The organism is Dyella sp. S184 (assembly GCF_009766065.1).
GTDB lineage: Bacteria > Pseudomonadota > Gammaproteobacteria > Xanthomonadales > Rhodanobacteraceae > Rhodanobacter.
The window spans coordinates 368,369-383,131 of record NZ_LMUE01000009.1 but is presented as its reverse complement, the minus strand read 5'-3'; the positions used below and the strand labels follow the sequence as shown (position 1 = coordinate 383,131).

13 protein-coding genes are annotated in these 14,763 nt (G+C 63.9%); 11 read left to right on the top strand and 2 right to left on the bottom strand.

Features of this window, described 5'->3' with window-relative positions; translation table 11 throughout:
- Positions 1-2: 2 nt before the first annotated feature.
- From sdhA to lpxK, 11 genes are all read left to right on the top strand, one after another.
- Positions 3-1,790, top strand: coding sequence for a succinate dehydrogenase flavoprotein subunit (gene sdhA, locus GSQ75_RS13920; protein ID WP_158755462.1), 1,788 nt, complete (start codon positions 3-5; stop codon positions 1,788-1,790).
- Positions 1,791-1,946: 156 nt separating this feature from the next.
- The gene (locus tag GSQ75_RS13915; protein ID WP_158755461.1) at positions 1,947-2,729 is read left to right on the top strand and encodes a succinate dehydrogenase iron-sulfur subunit; all 783 of its coding nucleotides are present in this window, start codon (positions 1,947-1,949) and stop codon (positions 2,727-2,729) included.
- A 103-nt stretch (positions 2,730-2,832) separates the two neighbouring features.
- Positions 2,833-3,081, top strand: coding sequence for a succinate dehydrogenase assembly factor 2 (locus GSQ75_RS13910; RefSeq protein WP_158755460.1), 249 nt, complete (start codon positions 2,833-2,835; stop codon positions 3,079-3,081).
- Positions 3,053-3,490 (top strand): protein YgfX, encoded by a 438-nt coding sequence (locus tag GSQ75_RS13905; protein ID WP_158755459.1) that lies wholly within the window; start codon positions 3,053-3,055, stop codon positions 3,488-3,490. The genes GSQ75_RS13910 and GSQ75_RS13905 overlap by 29 nt, the downstream gene beginning before the upstream one ends.
- Before the next feature lie 112 nt (positions 3,491-3,602).
- Complete coding sequence (locus GSQ75_RS13900) at positions 3,603-4,844, top strand: lipoprotein-releasing ABC transporter permease subunit (protein ID WP_158755458.1); 1,242 nt, start codon at positions 3,603-3,605, stop codon at positions 4,842-4,844.
- Positions 4,837-5,565 (top strand): lipoprotein-releasing ABC transporter ATP-binding protein LolD, encoded by a 729-nt coding sequence (gene lolD / locus GSQ75_RS13895; RefSeq protein WP_158755457.1) that lies wholly within the window; start codon positions 4,837-4,839, stop codon positions 5,563-5,565. The genes GSQ75_RS13900 and lolD overlap by 8 nt, the downstream gene beginning before the upstream one ends.
- Before the next feature lie 119 nt (positions 5,566-5,684).
- Positions 5,685-7,994 carry a DNA internalization-related competence protein ComEC/Rec2 gene (locus GSQ75_RS13890; RefSeq protein ID WP_158755456.1) on the top strand — a complete coding sequence of 770 codons (2,310 nt, stop codon included), beginning with the start codon at positions 5,685-5,687 and terminating at the stop codon, positions 7,992-7,994.
- Positions 7,995-8,152: 158 nt separating this feature from the next.
- Entirely contained in the window at positions 8,153-8,815 is a 663-nt protein-coding gene (locus GSQ75_RS13885; RefSeq protein ID WP_158755780.1) for a MotA/TolQ/ExbB proton channel family protein, read from the top strand.
- A 10-nt stretch (positions 8,816-8,825) separates the two neighbouring features.
- Entirely contained in the window at positions 8,826-9,257 is a 432-nt protein-coding gene (locus GSQ75_RS13880; protein WP_158755455.1) for a biopolymer transporter ExbD, read from the top strand.
- Positions 9,254-11,038, top strand: a complete 1,785-nt coding sequence (gene msbA / locus GSQ75_RS13875; protein ID WP_158755454.1) for a lipid A export permease/ATP-binding protein MsbA — start codon at positions 9,254-9,256, stop codon at positions 11,036-11,038. Before GSQ75_RS13880 ends, msbA begins: the two co-directional genes overlap by 4 nt.
- A 9-nt stretch (positions 11,039-11,047) precedes the next feature.
- On the top strand, positions 11,048-12,031 hold the full coding sequence (lpxK, locus tag GSQ75_RS13870; protein WP_158755453.1) for a tetraacyldisaccharide 4'-kinase: 984 nt from the start codon (positions 11,048-11,050) through the stop codon (positions 12,029-12,031).
- Here the strand turns inward: lpxK and hutI are convergent.
- Together hutI and GSQ75_RS13860 are read right to left on the bottom strand one after the other, a co-directional pair.
- Entirely contained in the window at positions 12,017-13,246 is a 1,230-nt protein-coding gene (hutI, locus tag GSQ75_RS13865) for an imidazolonepropionase (protein ID WP_158755452.1), read from the bottom strand. The two genes, lpxK and hutI, sit on opposite strands and share 15 nt — an antisense overlap.
- Before the next feature lie 25 nt (positions 13,247-13,271).
- Positions 13,272-14,750 carry a chloride channel protein gene (locus GSQ75_RS13860; RefSeq protein WP_158755451.1) on the bottom strand — a complete coding sequence of 493 codons (1,479 nt, stop codon included), beginning with the start codon at positions 14,748-14,750 and terminating at the stop codon, positions 13,272-13,274.
- Between the last annotated feature and the right edge of the window lie 13 nt (positions 14,751-14,763).

The window sequence follows — 14,763 nt, the reverse complement described above, 5'->3', positions numbered from 1 at the left end:
TCATGGAAAGCTACAAGATCCAGCAGCATCTGTATGACGTGATCGTGGTCGGCGCCGGTGGCGCAGGCCTGCGCGCCACCTTCGGCCTGGCCGAGAAGGGCCTCAAGGCTGCCTGCATCACCAAGGTATTCCCGACGCGCTCGCACACGGTGGCAGCGCAAGGTGGCATCTCCGCCGCGCTCGGCAACATGGGCGAGGACGACTGGCGCTTCCACTTCTATGACACCGTCAAGGGTTCCGACTGGCTTGGTGACCAGGACGCGATCGAGTACATGTGCCGCGAGGCGATTCCCTCGATCATCGAGCTGGAACACTACGGTGTGCCGTTCTCGCGTACCGAGGAAGGCAAGATCTACCAGCGTCCGTTCGGTGGCATGACCACGCATTACGGCAAGGGCACCGCGCAGCGCACCTGTGCCGCTGCCGATCGCACCGGTCACGCGATCCTGCACACGCTGTACCAGCAGGCGCTGGCACATGACGCCACCTTCTTCATCGAATACTTCGCGATCGACCTGATCTTCGACGCGGAAGGTGTCTGCCGCGGTGTACTTGCGCTCGACATGAACGAAGGCACCCTGCATTTCTTCCGCGGTCACGCGGTGGTGATGGCGACCGGCGGTTACGGTCGCGCCTACTTCAGCGCCACCTCGGCGCATACCTGCACCGGCGACGGTGGTGGCATGGTGCTGCGTGCGGGCCTCGCACTGCAGGACATGGAGTTCGTGCAGTTCCATCCGACCGGCATATACGGCGCGGGCTGCCTGATCACCGAGGGCGTACGTGGCGAAGGTGGCTATCTCACCAACTCAGAGGGCGAGCGCTTCATGGAGCGCTACGCGCCGAACGCGAAGGATCTCGCCTCGCGTGATGTGGTCAGCCGCGCGATGACGATGGAGATCCGTGAAGGTCGCGGCGTCGGCGAGCACAAGGACCACATCTTCATCAACCTGATGCACCTCGGTCCGGACGTCATCCACGAGCGCCTGCCGGGCATCGCCGAGTCGGCGCGCATCTTCGCCGGCGTCGATGTGACCAAGGAGCCGATCCCGGTCATCCCGACGGTGCATTACAACATGGGCGGCATCCCGACCAACTACCACGGCGAAGTCGTGCAGAAGAAGGGCGACGATGTCGACGCGATCGTGCCGGGCCTGTTCGCGATCGGCGAGGCGGCCTGCGTGTCGGTGCACGGTGCGAATCGCCTCGGCTCCAACTCGCTGCTCGATCTGGTGGTGTTCGGTCGCGCGGTGGCGCATCGCTGCGCCGAGCTGATCAAGCCGGAGACGGCGCATCGGGATTTGCCGACCAACGTGCTGGACAAGGCGCTGGCCCGTTTCGACGCGCTGCGCAACGCAAATGGCAGCAAGCCGACCGCGCAGATCCGCCTGGAGATGCAGCGCATCATGCAGAGCGATGCGGCAGTGTTCCGTACCGGTACGACGCTGAAGGAAGGTTCCGAGAAGATTTCTGCCGTGCGCGAGTCGTTCAAGGATGTCCGCGTCAGCGATCGCTCGATGGTGTGGAACTCCGACCTGATCGAGACGCTGGAGCTGGCCAACCTGCTGGATCAGGCCGTCGCCACCATGCACTCGGCCGAGCAGCGGCCGGAGAGTCGTGGTGGTCATGCACGCGAGGATTTCCCCGATCGCGATGACGTCCACTGGCAGAAGCACACGCTGGTGAAGGTGGACGAAGCCGGCAAGAGCAGCTTCGACTTCCGTCCGGTGCACATGTACACCTTGACCGATGAGGTCAAGGTGGTTCCGCCGGCGAAACGCGTTTACTGATCTTGCGGGAGCGGCTGCGGCCGCGAGTGGCGTCATACAATTGTTGCTTGCCGCGAGTGGCGTCATACAAGTATTGCTTGCCACAAGTGGTATCAAATCATTAGTTGTATGGTCGGGGCCGAAGCCCCTCCTGCAGAAGATTGAAGGGTTCAGGACATGGCAGAGTTTTCGCTACCGAAAAATTCCAAGATCCAGCCAGGTAAGCATTACCCGGCCAAGGATGCGAAGAAGCCGCGCACCTTCCGCATCTATCGCTGGTCGCCGGATGACGGCAAGAACCCGCGCATCGATACCTACGAGGTCGATCTGGCTGCATGCGGGCCGATGGTTCTGGACGCGCTGCTGAAGATCAAGAACGAGATCGACCCCACCCTGACGCTGCGCCGTTCCTGTCGCGAAGGCATCTGCGGTTCGTGTGCGATGAACATCGATGGCACCAATACGCTGGCCTGCACCCGGGCGATTTCGGAATGTGCGTCGGGCGACGTGAAGATCTACCCGCTGCCGCACATGCAGGTGGTGAAGGATCTGGTGCCTGATCTGACCCATTTCTACGCACAATTCGCCTCGATCAAGCCGTGGCTGCGCACACAGAGCCCGGCGCCGGATCGCGAGCGCTTGCAGTCGCCCGAAGAGCGCAAGAAGCTCGACGGCCTGTATGAGTGCATCCTGTGCGCGTGCTGTTCGACCAGCTGCCCTAGCTACTGGTGGAATGGCGACAAGTATCTCGGCCCGGCGATCCTGCTGCAGGCCTACCGCTGGATTGTGGACTCGCGCGATGAAGCCACCGGCGATCGCCTCGACGATCTGGAAGACCCGTTCAAGCTGTACCGCTGCCACACCATCATGAACTGCACGCGCACTTGCCCGAAGGGTCTCAACCCGGCCAAGGCGATTGCCGAGATCAAGAAGCTGATGGTGGAGCGGCGTTCGCCCTGATCACGCTGTACATTGTTCGACAACGACAGGCCGCCATGCGCGGCCTGTCGCGTTCGTGTGCAGCGGCTACACTCCGTGCTTATGGATACCGATCGAATCAGTGATGGATGAAGCACGTCTCAAGCGCCTGCGCTGGCGCACCCGTCGCGGTACCCGCGAGCTGGATGCCTTGTTCGGTGGCTGGCTGGACGAGCACTTTGCCACTGCCGACGAAGCGCAGCAGCAGGCATTCGACGAACTGCTCGATGCGCAGGATCCGGATCTGTGGGATTGGGTGATGGGCCATGCGCGCCCGTCGCGGGCTGACTGGCAGGTGATCATCGATGACATCCGCGCCCGCCATCGGCTTTGAATACCGACCGTCGCGACTGCTGCGACGGATCTTGATCGTCGTCGCCATCCTGGTCGTGCTGGCCGTCGTGCTCTGTGCATTGGCGCCATGGCTGAAGCTGCTGTTGGTCGCCGGCGTGTTGCTGGCGACATGGCAGTCCGTGCGCACGGTGACCGTTTCGTCGGTAGCGGCTGCAGGCTGGGGCGCCGACAACGACTGGACTCTGCACCTGAGCAGCCACGAGGATGTGCCTGCCGTGCTGGCGTCGTTCCGGGTCCTGGGCAGTTTCGTGCTGCTGCGCCTGAGTGCGGCCGGGCGGGGCATGCAGGTCTTGCTGCTGGCACCGGACAATAGTGACGCGGATATCCGCCGTCGCCTGCGCATGCGGCTTGCCGCGGTACAGGCGGGTGAGGCCGTGCCACGGCTGTGATCCCCATGATCTGGCTGCTCCGGCAACTTCGCGACTGCAGCGCGGTCTCATCGAATACCTGATAATGCCTGTCCGGGCGGCCCGCCCTGCGATTCTCACAAGCGACCCGCCCATGTTCCGACCGCTCGAACTTTTCGTTGGCCTGCGCTACACGCGTGCCAAGCGCCGCAACCAGTTCATCTCGTTCATCTCCACCGTGTCGATCGTGTGCATCGCGATCAGCGTGATCGCGCTGATCACGGTGATGTCGGTGATGAACGGCTTCGACTACCAGATGAAGTCGCGCATCCTGGGCGCGGTGTCGCATGCCACGGTCTCCGGCGTAGGCGAAAGCGTGCAGGACTGGCCGCGTGCACTGCAGATCGCCGAAGCGAACCCGCACGTGCAGGGCGCCGCACCGTACGTGGAAACCGAGGCGATGCTGATGGCCCAGCGCACCAGCGGTGCCCTGGTGCGCGGCATCGAGCCGGCGCAGGAGTCGAAGGTCGACGAGATCGGCCAGCACATGGTCGAAGGCAGTCTTGCCGATCTCACGCCAGGCAGCTGGAACATCGTGCTGGGCAAGGACCTGGCGATGACACTCGGCGTCGGCGTGGGTGACCCGGTGACCATGGTCGTGCAGGAAATGCGCGCCACCCCGATGGGCGGCGTGCCGCGCATGCGCAGTTTTCATGTGGTGGGCCTGTTCGAAGTAGGCATGGAACAATTCGATTCCGGCCTGGCGCTGATCAACATGGGCTCTGCCGAGAAGCTCAATTCGCTGACTGGCCCCACGGGTATCCGCCTGCGCCTGGACGACCTGTTCAACGCCCGTCCGGTCGCCACCGAATTGGCCGACAAGCTGGGGCAGGTGTACCGGGTACAGACCTGGATGGACACCAACGCGAACCTGTTCCACGCGCTGTCGATGGAGAAGATGGTGATGTTCATCATCCTCTCGCTGATCATCCTGGTGGCGGTGATCAACCTGATCTCGATGCTGATGATGCTGGTCACCGACAAGCAGGCCGACATCGCGATCCTGCGCACGCTCGGCGCCACGCCGCGCAGCATCATGGGCATGTTCATGGTGCAGGGTGTGCTGGTGGGTTTTGTCGGGATCGGTTTCGGCGTAGGGCTCGGTTCGCTGCTTTCGTGGAGGCTGCCCGGCATCGTCAAGTGGATCGAGCAGACCTTCCACGTTACCTTCCTGTCGCCGGACGTTTATTACATCAGCGAGGTGCCGAGCCTGCTGCTTTGGCACGATGTGCTCTGGGTCTCGTTGCTCACGTTCTCGTTCTCGCTGCTGGCCACCATCTATCCCGCGTGGCGCGCTTCGCGCACGCAGCCGGCGCAGGCGCTGCGCTATGAATAAGATTGCCATGAATCCGACCGCTACCCATCAAGCCGGCGAAAACGTGCTGCGCGCCAGCCATGTCGCCAAGACCTATGACGAGGGCGGCCTCCGCACCGAGGTGCTGAGCGACGTCAGCTTCACCCTGAAGCGCGGTGAGACGATGGCAATCGTCGGTGCCTCCGGCTCGGGTAAAAGTACGCTGCTGCACATCATCGGCGGCCTGGATACGCTGACCGCCGGCGAGGTGGAGGTGGATGGCCGCGTGCTGTCCAAACTCTCTGATGCCGAACGCGGTCGTGTGCGCAACCGCTCGCTCGGTTTCATCTATCAGTTCCATCATCTGTTGCCCGAGTTCACTGCGCTGGAGAACGTTTGCATGCCGTTGCTGATCCGCGGCACCGCGATTGCCGAGGCGCAACAGCAAGCGACGGCCTTGCTGGAGCGGGTGGGTCTGGGCGCGCGTGGTCATCACAAGCCATCGGAGCTGTCCGGCGGCGAGCGTCAGCGCTGCGCGGTCGCGCGCGCGCTGGTGACCAAACCGGCCTGCGTGCTGGGAGACGAGCCCACCGGCAACCTCGACGAAGGTAATGCGGCGCAGGTCTATGCCTTGATGCTTGAGCTGAACCGGGAGATCGGCACCAGTTTCGTCCTGGTCACTCACGACACGCGCCTGGCAGCAAAGATGGATCGAACCCTGGTGCTGCACAACGGCGTGCTGCAGGAAAACCAGAAGTTCTGAGAATCGCAACGTCAGTGATAGCCGTACACATACGGCGAGTGCCTACACGCTTTTCATCCGCGATACCGCAAAGGCCACGCTAGGCTCGACCTCATCCAGGATGGAACGGGGCGCGCGGCATGGCACGAGCAGCAGCAATCACCTGCGCACTGGCGTTGTTGTCCGGTGTGCTGCTGGTGCAATGGCTGCCGAGCTTGCCGCCACGCTGGTGTATGGGCCTGCTGCTGGTCGGAGCGTTGTTGCTGGCCTGGCGCTTGCCGCGCTGGCGTTGGCTGGCGTGCGCATTGTTCGGCATCACCTGGGCGGCGTGGCATGGTGCGACGGCGATGGAAGCGCGGTTGCCGCGAGCACTGGAAGGGCAGGACATCACGGTGATCGGCAACATCATCAGCCTGCCGCAGGCTGGTGACGATGCCAGCCGTTTCACGCTGTGGGTGGAACAGGCCACGCTGGATGGTAAATCCGTCGCGTTGCGTGGTCGCGTGACAGTGTCCTGGTATGACGATGCGCCGCTGTTGCAGCCGTGTACCCGTTGGCATCTGCTGCTGCGATTACGACGGCCGCGCGGCCTGCTCAATCCGGGCGTGGCTGACAGCGAGCGTTCGGCGCTCGAGCGGGGCATCCATGCCACGGGCTATGTGCGCGACGATCCCACCAACGCACAGCTGGCCGGTCCGCGCTGGTGCATCGATGGCGTGCGCGACGCGATTGCCCGCGGTATTGCTGCGCGCGTGCATGACCCGCACGATGCGACGTTGCTGCAGGCGTTTTCGGTCGGTGATACGCGCGGGCTGGATCAGCACGACTGGGAAGTGGCGCGTGCCAATGGTGTGTCGCATCTGATCGCGATTTCCGGATTCCATGTCGGCGTGGCGGCGGTGTCCGGTGTGTGGCTGGCCGTGCTGGCCTATTGGCTGTGGCCACGGCTTGGATTGTGGTTGCCCCGTCCGCAGGCACAGGCCGCCGCTGCATTGCTGGTGGCCGGCATCTACAGTGCGCTGGCCGGATTCGGTTTGCCCACGGTGCGCACGCTGCTGATGATCGCGGTGGTGGCGCTGGCACGTTGCAGCCGGCGCGGCAGCAGCGGCGGGCAGTCGCTGGCACTGGCGATGATCGCGATCCTGTTGTTCGACCCGCTGGCCGTGCTGGCAGCCGGCTTCTGGCTGTCATTCGTCGGTGTGTCGTTCCTGATGCTGTGCCTGCAGACACGCGGTCGCGGGTTGCGTGCATTCGTGCACGAGCTTTCGGCTGGCCAATTGGTGATGACGGTGGCACTGCTGCCGCTGACTCTGTGGTTTTTCGGCGAGGCTTCGCTGGTAGGTGCGTTGTCCAACTTGATCGCGGTGCCGATTGTCAGTTTCGTGATCGTGCCCTGTGCCTTGCTCGGCATGCTGATGCTTGGGTTGTGCCCGCCGCTGGCCACACCGGTGCTCTGGCTGGCCGCGCAACTGGCGCATGCGCAATGGTGGTTGCTGGAACAGATGGCGACCTGGCCCGGTGCGCACTGGTTCCTGCCGGCGGTGCAGCCATGGGCATTGCTGCTGGCGTTGCTGGGAGCGTTGTGGCTGTTCCTGCCGCGCGGCGTGCCATTGCGCTGGTTCGGCGTGCTGCTGTTCCTGCCGTTGCTGTGGCCACCGCGCCAGCTGCCGGCCAATGGTGCGTTCCAGGTATGGGTGCTGGATGTGGGGCAGGGCCTGTCGGTGCTGTTGCGGACCCGCGAGCATGCGCTGGTGTATGACGCCGGCGCGCGTTATCCGTCGGGTTTCGATCTTGGTGAGGCAGCGGTGGTGCCATCGATCCATGCGTTGGGCATCAACCGGCTGGACATGCTGATGATCAGCCACGGTGACAACGACCATGCCGGCGGCGCCGAAGCAGTCGTGACCGCCTTCCCGCAGGCGCTGCGCTATACCGGTGAACCGGTACGGATGGCACGGATGAAGTTGCCGATGCGCCAGTGCGTCGCCGGGCAGTCGTGGCAATGGGACGGTGTCCATTTCCGCGTGTTGAGTCCGGCCGAAGGCAATGGTGACCGTGACAACGACAGCTCCTGCGTGCTGCTGGTCGAAGGGCGCGGCGGCCGCCTGTTGCTGACCGGTGATATCAGTTCGAAGGTGGAGCCACAGGTGGCCGCCGCGCTCGATCCCGGAACGCGACCGGTGCTGCTGGTGCCACACCATGGCAGCAAGACCTCCTCCAGCATGGCCTTCATCGCTGCGCTGCAGCCGCCACTGGCACTGGTCTCAGCGGGCTGGCGCAACCGCTTCGGACACCCGAAGCCGGAGGTGCTGGCGCGCTATGCCGACGCCGGCGTGCCGGTGTTCAATACTGCTCTGGAGGGGGCGATACCGCTGGAATTTCCCGCCGATGCCCCGGCGCGGCGTGAGCCGGGCTGGCGCTGGCGGCAGCCACGCTACTGGCGGGAGTGACTTATGGTTTGCCACAAGTGGCGCGAGTGAGTACCTGCTGACATCGCCGGCTATCCCGGGGGAATGCCACGCGTGCCGCAGTACGGCGGGGCGGGACTGCTATCATGCGCGCTTCCTGACAGGTCGTGAGACGGGGTCGAAACGTGCTGGAAATCCTGATGGCTGGCGGTTGGGCGATGGTGCCCATCTTGATCTGCTCGGCGATCGCGCTGGCGATCGTACTGGAGCGTTGCTGGACCCTGCGCCGCAAGTCGGTGTTGCCGCCGGGTCTGGGCGATGAGGTACGCGAGTGGGCGCGCACGGGCCAGCTGTATCCGGCGCACCTGGAAGCGCTGACCAACGGTTCGCCGCTGGGTGAGCTGCTGGCCTCGGCGCTGGCGGTGCGCAACCAGCCGCGCGACATTATCAAGGAGCGCATCGAGGACACCGGGCGGCACGTGATCCACCGGATGGAGCGCTACCTCAACACACTGGGCACGATCGCGCTGATCGGCCCGCTGCTGGGTCTGTTTGGCACGGTGATCGGCCTGATCCGCATGTTCATGGAAGTGATGGCCGGCGGCATCGGCGATCCGGCCAAGATGGCTGGCGGCATCGGCGAGGCGCTGATCTGCACCGCATCCGGCCTGACCGTGGCGATTCCGGCGTATGTGCTGCATCGTTATTTCCGCTCGCGCGTGGCTGGTTATTGCGTGGAGATGGAAAAGCAGGCCACCGCGTTGCTTGACGACCTGACCCTGACGCAGTCTGCGGCGGCGGCGACACCCGCTCCGACACGGGCGCGCCGCACGCCGGCACCGTCCGCGCCGAGCGCAGGCTGAGCGCGCACCGATGCGTATCAGCAATGACCGCCGTGGGGATGATTTCGAGATCAACGTGATCCCGTTGATCGACGTGCTGCTGACCCTGTTGATGTTCTTCGTACTGACCAGCACCTTCGTGCAGCACTCGCGCTTGCAGGTAACGCTGCCCAAGGCCAGCGCGCAGGATCGCGACATGAATGCCCCGGCGCTGACCATCATGATCGACCGTGATGGCCGCTTCTACGTAGGCAGCGATGAAGTCATGGGTGAGGGCATCGAACCGCTCAAGCAGACCATCGCGCGCAACGCCGGCGATGATCGCGACCGTCCGGTGACGATCCGCGCCGATGCGATGACGCCGAACCAGGACGTGGTGACCGCGATGGACGCACTCGGCCAGCTTGGCTTCACCAAGCTGTCGATCGCCACCACGCCGAGCAAGCCGGGCGCGGATCAGTGAGCGAAAAGAAGACCACGATCTGGGATGCGGAAACCTGGCGGGTCTACCGGCGACTGCTCGGTTATACCCGGCGCTACTGGGTGATGGGCCTGATCTCGTTGACCGGCATGCTGCTGGACGGCGGCGGCATGGCAGTGTTCACGCAGTTGCTGCAGACGATGACCGACGGCATCTTCGTGAGGAAGGACGCGTATCTGATTTTCTGGATGCCGATCTGGATCATCGGCATTTTTTTTGTGCGTTCCTGCGGCACTTTTGCCAGCAATTACGGCATTTCGTACATGGGCCGCCATGTAGTGCAGGCGATGCAGAAGGATGTATTCGGCGCCTATCTGAGATTGCCTGCGGCATTTTTCGGTGCCGAACCATCGGGACAGCAGATTTCCCGTATCACCTATACCAGCGAGCAGGTGGCATCGGCCGCCACCGATTCGATCAAAACCGCGGTGACCGATGGGTTCACGGTCATCGCCATGTCCTGCGTGATGCTTTACAACAGCGCCTACCTCACGCTGTCCCTGCTGGTCATGGCGCCTGCGATCGCCTTGATCGCCACCATCGTCAGTCGGCGCTACCGGCAGATCAGCCGGCGCATCCAGGGTTCGATGGGTTCAGTGACCGGAACCGTGGAGGAATCGGTAGGGGCACATCGCGAAGTGCGCATCTACGGCGGCCAGGTTTACGAAAGCAACCGGTTCGATCACGTCACCCGGCGTACCCGCGGGCTCAATCTGAAGATTGCGGCGACCAATGCAGCATCCAGTTCCACGATTCAGTTTGTGGCGGCCTGCGCCATGGCCACGTTGGTGTTCCTGGCTACGCGACCGCACGTGCTGAACCAGGTGTCGCCCGGTGTCTTCCTGGCCGTGCTGACCGCGATGGGTACGATGCTGGTGTCACTGAGGCGGCTCGCCAATGTGCAGGCGACCATCCAGCGCGGAGTCTCCGCTGCCGAGGATCTGTTCGAGGTGATCGACATGCCGGCGGAGGTCGATCGCGGTAACGTCGAACTGGTGCGTACGCGAGGCGATCTGCGTTTCGAGGATGTCCGGTTGATCTATCCGCGCAACGATTTCGAAGCCTTGCGTGGCGTGGATCTGTATTGCGCCCCTGGCACGGTGACTGCATTGGTAGGTCGTTCCGGCAGCGGCAAAAGCAGCCTGGTCAGCCTGTTGCCGCGTTTCTACGCGCCGACTACCGGCCGCATCGTGCTGGACGATCACGATTGCGAGGACTACACACTGGCCTCGCTGCGCCGGCAGATCGCCTGGGTCGGACAGAGCGTGGTGCTGTTCGACGACACGGTGGCCAATAATATTGCCTACGGCGAACTGGCCGGCGCGAGCGAGGCGGACATCGTCGCGGCCGCCGAGGCGGCCAATGCGATGGAATTCATCGCGCGCATGCCACAGGGCATTCATACCCCGATCGGGCAGAGCGGCAACATGCTCTCCGGCGGTCAGCGCCAGCGCATCGCGATCGCCCGCGCGGTCCTCAAGAACGCACCGATCCTGGTGCTGGACGAAGCCACCAGCGCGCTGGATACCGAATCGGAACGACTGATCCAGCAGGCGCTGCAGCGTTTGATGAAAGACCGCACCACGCTGGTGATTGCGCATCGACTGTCCACGGTCGAGGGTGCCGATCAGATCGCGGTGATGGATCAGGGCCGCATCATCGAGCGCGGCACGCATGCCGAACTTTTGGCGCTCGGCGGTCAATACGCCGCGTTGCACCGGATGCAGTTCCACGATCACGCCGATCAACAGGCTGGCGACTGAGGATCAACCATGGCGCTGATCGACACACTCGAATCAGCCTGGTACGCCGGTGCACGGTCGCCCTGGTGGACGTGGCCATTGATGGTGCCGTACAGCGGCATGGTCCGCCTGCGTGGCTGGCTGTATCGATCCGGTGTGCTGCGCAGCGTGCGCCTGCCGGTGCCGGTCGTGGTGGTCGGTAACCTCAGCGTGGGCGGCACTGGCAAGACACCGCTGACCATCGCCATGGTCGAAGCCCTGCGCGCGCGCGGTTACCGTCCCGGTGTGGTCAGTCGCGGCCATGGCGGCAGTCAGCGCGAACCACTGTTGCTGGGTGATGCGCCTGATCCGGCACACGTCGGTGACGAGCCCTGCCTGATCCACGCCGGTGGCGCGCCGGTGGCGGTGGGGCGGGATCGTCCCGCCGCTGCGCGGCTGTTGCTCGATGCTGGCTGCAATGTGCTGGTAGCTGACGACGGCCTGCAGCATTACCGGTTGGCGCGCGATGTGGAGATTTGCGTGATCGACGGTATGCGCCGATTCGGCAATCGAAGGCTGTTGCCAGCCGGCCCATTGCGTGAACCGATGAGCCGGCTGCAGCGGGTAGACCTGCGCGTCTGCAATGGCGTCGCCGCCGAGACAGGCGAATACTTGATGCAACTGCGCGGTGGCGATGTCGTGGCGCTGGGCGACGGCCGGCGACAACCACTGGCCAGTTTCAGCGGTCAGCAGGTGCATGCGGTGGCGGCGATCGGCAACCCGCAGCGATTTTTCGACAGCCTGCGTGCGGTGGGCATCGAAGTCATCGAGCATGCATTTGCCGACCATCACCCGTTCGCAGCCGCGGATCTGGCCTTTGCCGATGACCTGCCGGTATTGATGACCGACAAGGATGCGGTGAAATGCCAGCGTTTCGCGCAGCCGAACTGGTGGCGGGTGCCAGTGCATGCTGAATTGCCGCCGGCATTTATCGACGCGCTGGTTCAGCGCATCGAAGCGTCAGCTCGTGACTGATTCGCCGCCGACGCAGACTTCGCGCACCAGCGAGCCACCAATCCAGTAGCACAGTTCAGCAGGTCGCTTCGCCTTCCAGACCACCAGATCGGCACGCTGGCCGACGGCCAATGTGCCGCGATCATGACAGCCGAGCGCACGTGCAGCGTTCACGGTGACGCCGCGCAGCGCTTCTTCGTGCGTCAGCCGGAATAGCGTGCAAGCCATCCCTGCAGCCATCCGCAGCGACAGCAGTGGCGAAGTGCCGGGGTTGCAGTCGGTGGCAATCGCGATCGGCACACGGTGTTCGCGCAGCAGTGCGATCGGCGGCAGTTTCGTTTCGCGCAGCGCGTAGAACGCACCTGGCAGCAGCACGGCAACGGTGCCGGCGGTAGCCATCGCCTTGATACCCGACTCACTCAGGTATTCGAGGTGATCCGCGGAGAGGCCGCCGTATTCGGCGACCAGCGCGGCGCCATCGAGGTCGGACAGCTGCTCGGCATGCAGCTTCACCGGCAGACCCAGCTGCTTCGCGCATTCGAACAGGCGACGGGTTTCCTCGCGGGTGAAGCCGATGCCTTCGCAGAACGCATCTACCGCGTCGACCAGGCCTTCAGCGACCAGCGCCGGCAGCATCTCGTCGCAGACCAGCGCCACATAGTCAGCGCGCTTATCCTGGTATTCGGGTGGCAGCGCATGCAGCCCGAGAAAGCTGGTGCGCACGGTAATGCCCAGTTCCCGCCCGAGCCGTCGCGCCACTCGCAACATGCGGCGCTCGCTTTCCAGCTCCAGGCCATAGCCGGACTTGATCTCCAGCGTGGTTACACCATCGGCGAGCAGGGCCTGTGCACGCGGCAGCGACTGTGCGAACAGCTGCTCCTCGCTGGCGGTACGGGTGGCATTGACCGTGGAAACGATGCCGCCGCCTGCGCGCGCAATCTCCTCGTAGCTGGCGCCGTTCAAGCGCAGGTCGAATTCCTGCGCACGATCGCTGCCGAACACCAGATGGGTATGGCAGTCGATCAGCCCCGGGGTGACCAGCGCAGCATCCAGCGATTCCACCGTCAGGGCCAGCTCGTTCGGCGCTGCCGGCAGCGCATCCATGTGACCGATCCAGGCGACGCGACCGTGATGCAGCGCGATGGCTCCATGCTCGATCAAGCCACAGGCGGCGTCGCCAACGAAGGTGGCCAAGGTGGCATTCAACAGCAACCGATCCCAGCGTGGCTCGCTCATGTCCCCGGTGACTCCGTGTTTGCGCTCATGGCTTGCTGGAGGGCTCATCGTCCACGTCATCCAGCGGAGCGGCGGGTTCGTCGAAGGCGCTGGTATTGCCGACGTGCTGCAATGCCTCGGCTTCCAGTCTGGCCTTCTCGGTGCTTTCCGCATGTGCGGCCTGTTGCCGCTCGAAGTCCTGCACCATGCGCTCGGCGAAATCCTTGTAGACCGGAGTCGGGCAGAACAATGATGCCGCGGCACGTGCCAGCAGGCAGGCGGCCATGATCGGTATAACCATGTCCTGGTTGTCGGTCAGCTCCATCGCAATCACCGCCGAGGTCAGTGGAGCGCCGGTGACCCCCGAGAGATAGGCACTCATGCCCAACAGCACCACGGTGCCAGCCGGCACGCTGGGCAGGAAGTAAGCAATGTTGTGGCCAAGTCCGGCGCCGACCGCCAGCGCGGGCGAAAAAATGCCACCGGGAATGCCAGCCCAGTAGGAAAAGACATTGGCTAGCAATTTGGCAATGCCGAAGGTCTGTCCCGGCGTGACGGCTGCTTCCTGCACGAAGGCGCGTGCCTGATCGTAGCCAGTGCCATAGACATTGTTGTGCGAGAACAGCCCGATAAGCGCCAGTGCCAAACCACAACCGGCGGCAAACATTATTGGCGCATGCGAGCGCAGACGACCTATGTAGGCCAGCGGCCCTTGTCGACTGAGCAGGATCAACCGCGCGAATAGGCCGCCCAGCAAGCCACAGATGACACCAGTGAGCAGCACGGCCAGCCATGCATGGCCCAAGGGTAGACTGGCCTGCACTTGGCCGAAGTAGGAGTAATTGCCCATGATGCCGAGCGAGACCACACCACCGACGATCACCGCAGTCAGCAGCAGGCCGCTGAAACGATGTTCGAATGTGCCGGCCAGCTCCTCGATCGCGAACACCACGCCGGCCAGTGGGGTATTGAAGGCGGCAGCAATGCCGCAAGCGCCGCCGGCAAGAATGAAACGCGAGGCTGCCTTGGGCTCGGTGAAACCAAAGCGGCGGCCAAGCGAGTAGAACAAGCCGGCACCCACATGCACGGTCGGTCCCTCGCGACCGATTGAAGCACCGACGGCCAGCGCGATCAGGGTAAGCACCATCTTGCCGACCGCGATCGGCAGCGCCAGCATGCGGGCACGGAAGTCTTCGTCTTCGATATGCAGGGTAGCGATCACCTGGGGGATACCGCTGCCGCGGGTGGCGCGCAGCCGTCCCTCGGTAACCCAGGCGAGCAGGCCGAACACGATCGGCGTGACGATCAGCGGGATCCATGCGCCATAGCTCAGCATTCGCTGAAACAGGTGGTAGGACCAGTCGCTGGCCTTGGCAAACAGGATGGCAGCAAGCGCCACCACGACCGCACCGACCCACAGCGCAAGGCGCCGTTTCCACTGGTGGGGAGCAAAGAACTCGTGACCGAGCAGAGCCTGCAGGCGCGGATTCGAAGATGGTGAAGCGGGCTGGGTTGACTCTGTCATTCACCCATTATCG

Coding starts and splice junctions, on each gene's coding strand:
- sdhA (WP_158755462.1), top strand. CDS start 3: ATGGAAAGCTACAAGATCCAGCAGCATCTGTATGACGTGATCGTGGTC.
- GSQ75_RS13915 (WP_158755461.1), top strand. CDS start 1,947: ATGGCAGAGTTTTCGCTACCGAAAAATTCCAAGATCCAGCCAGGTAAG.
- GSQ75_RS13910 (WP_158755460.1), top strand. CDS start 2,833: ATGGATGAAGCACGTCTCAAGCGCCTGCGCTGGCGCACCCGTCGCGGT.
- GSQ75_RS13905 (WP_158755459.1), top strand. CDS start 3,053: ATGACATCCGCGCCCGCCATCGGCTTTGAATACCGACCGTCGCGACTG.
- GSQ75_RS13900 (WP_158755458.1), top strand. CDS start 3,603: ATGTTCCGACCGCTCGAACTTTTCGTTGGCCTGCGCTACACGCGTGCC.
- lolD (WP_158755457.1), top strand. CDS start 4,837: ATGAATAAGATTGCCATGAATCCGACCGCTACCCATCAAGCCGGCGAA.
- GSQ75_RS13890 (WP_158755456.1), top strand. CDS start 5,685: ATGGCACGAGCAGCAGCAATCACCTGCGCACTGGCGTTGTTGTCCGGT.
- GSQ75_RS13885 (WP_158755780.1), top strand. CDS start 8,153: ATGGCTGGCGGTTGGGCGATGGTGCCCATCTTGATCTGCTCGGCGATC.
- GSQ75_RS13880 (WP_158755455.1), top strand. CDS start 8,826: ATGCGTATCAGCAATGACCGCCGTGGGGATGATTTCGAGATCAACGTG.
- lpxK (WP_158755453.1), top strand. CDS start 11,048: ATGGCGCTGATCGACACACTCGAATCAGCCTGGTACGCCGGTGCACGG.
- hutI (WP_158755452.1), bottom strand. CDS start 13,246: ATGAGCGAGCCACGCTGGGATCGGTTGCTGTTGAATGCCACCTTGGCC.
- GSQ75_RS13860 (WP_158755451.1), bottom strand. CDS start 14,750: ATGACAGAGTCAACCCAGCCCGCTTCACCATCTTCGAATCCGCGCCTG.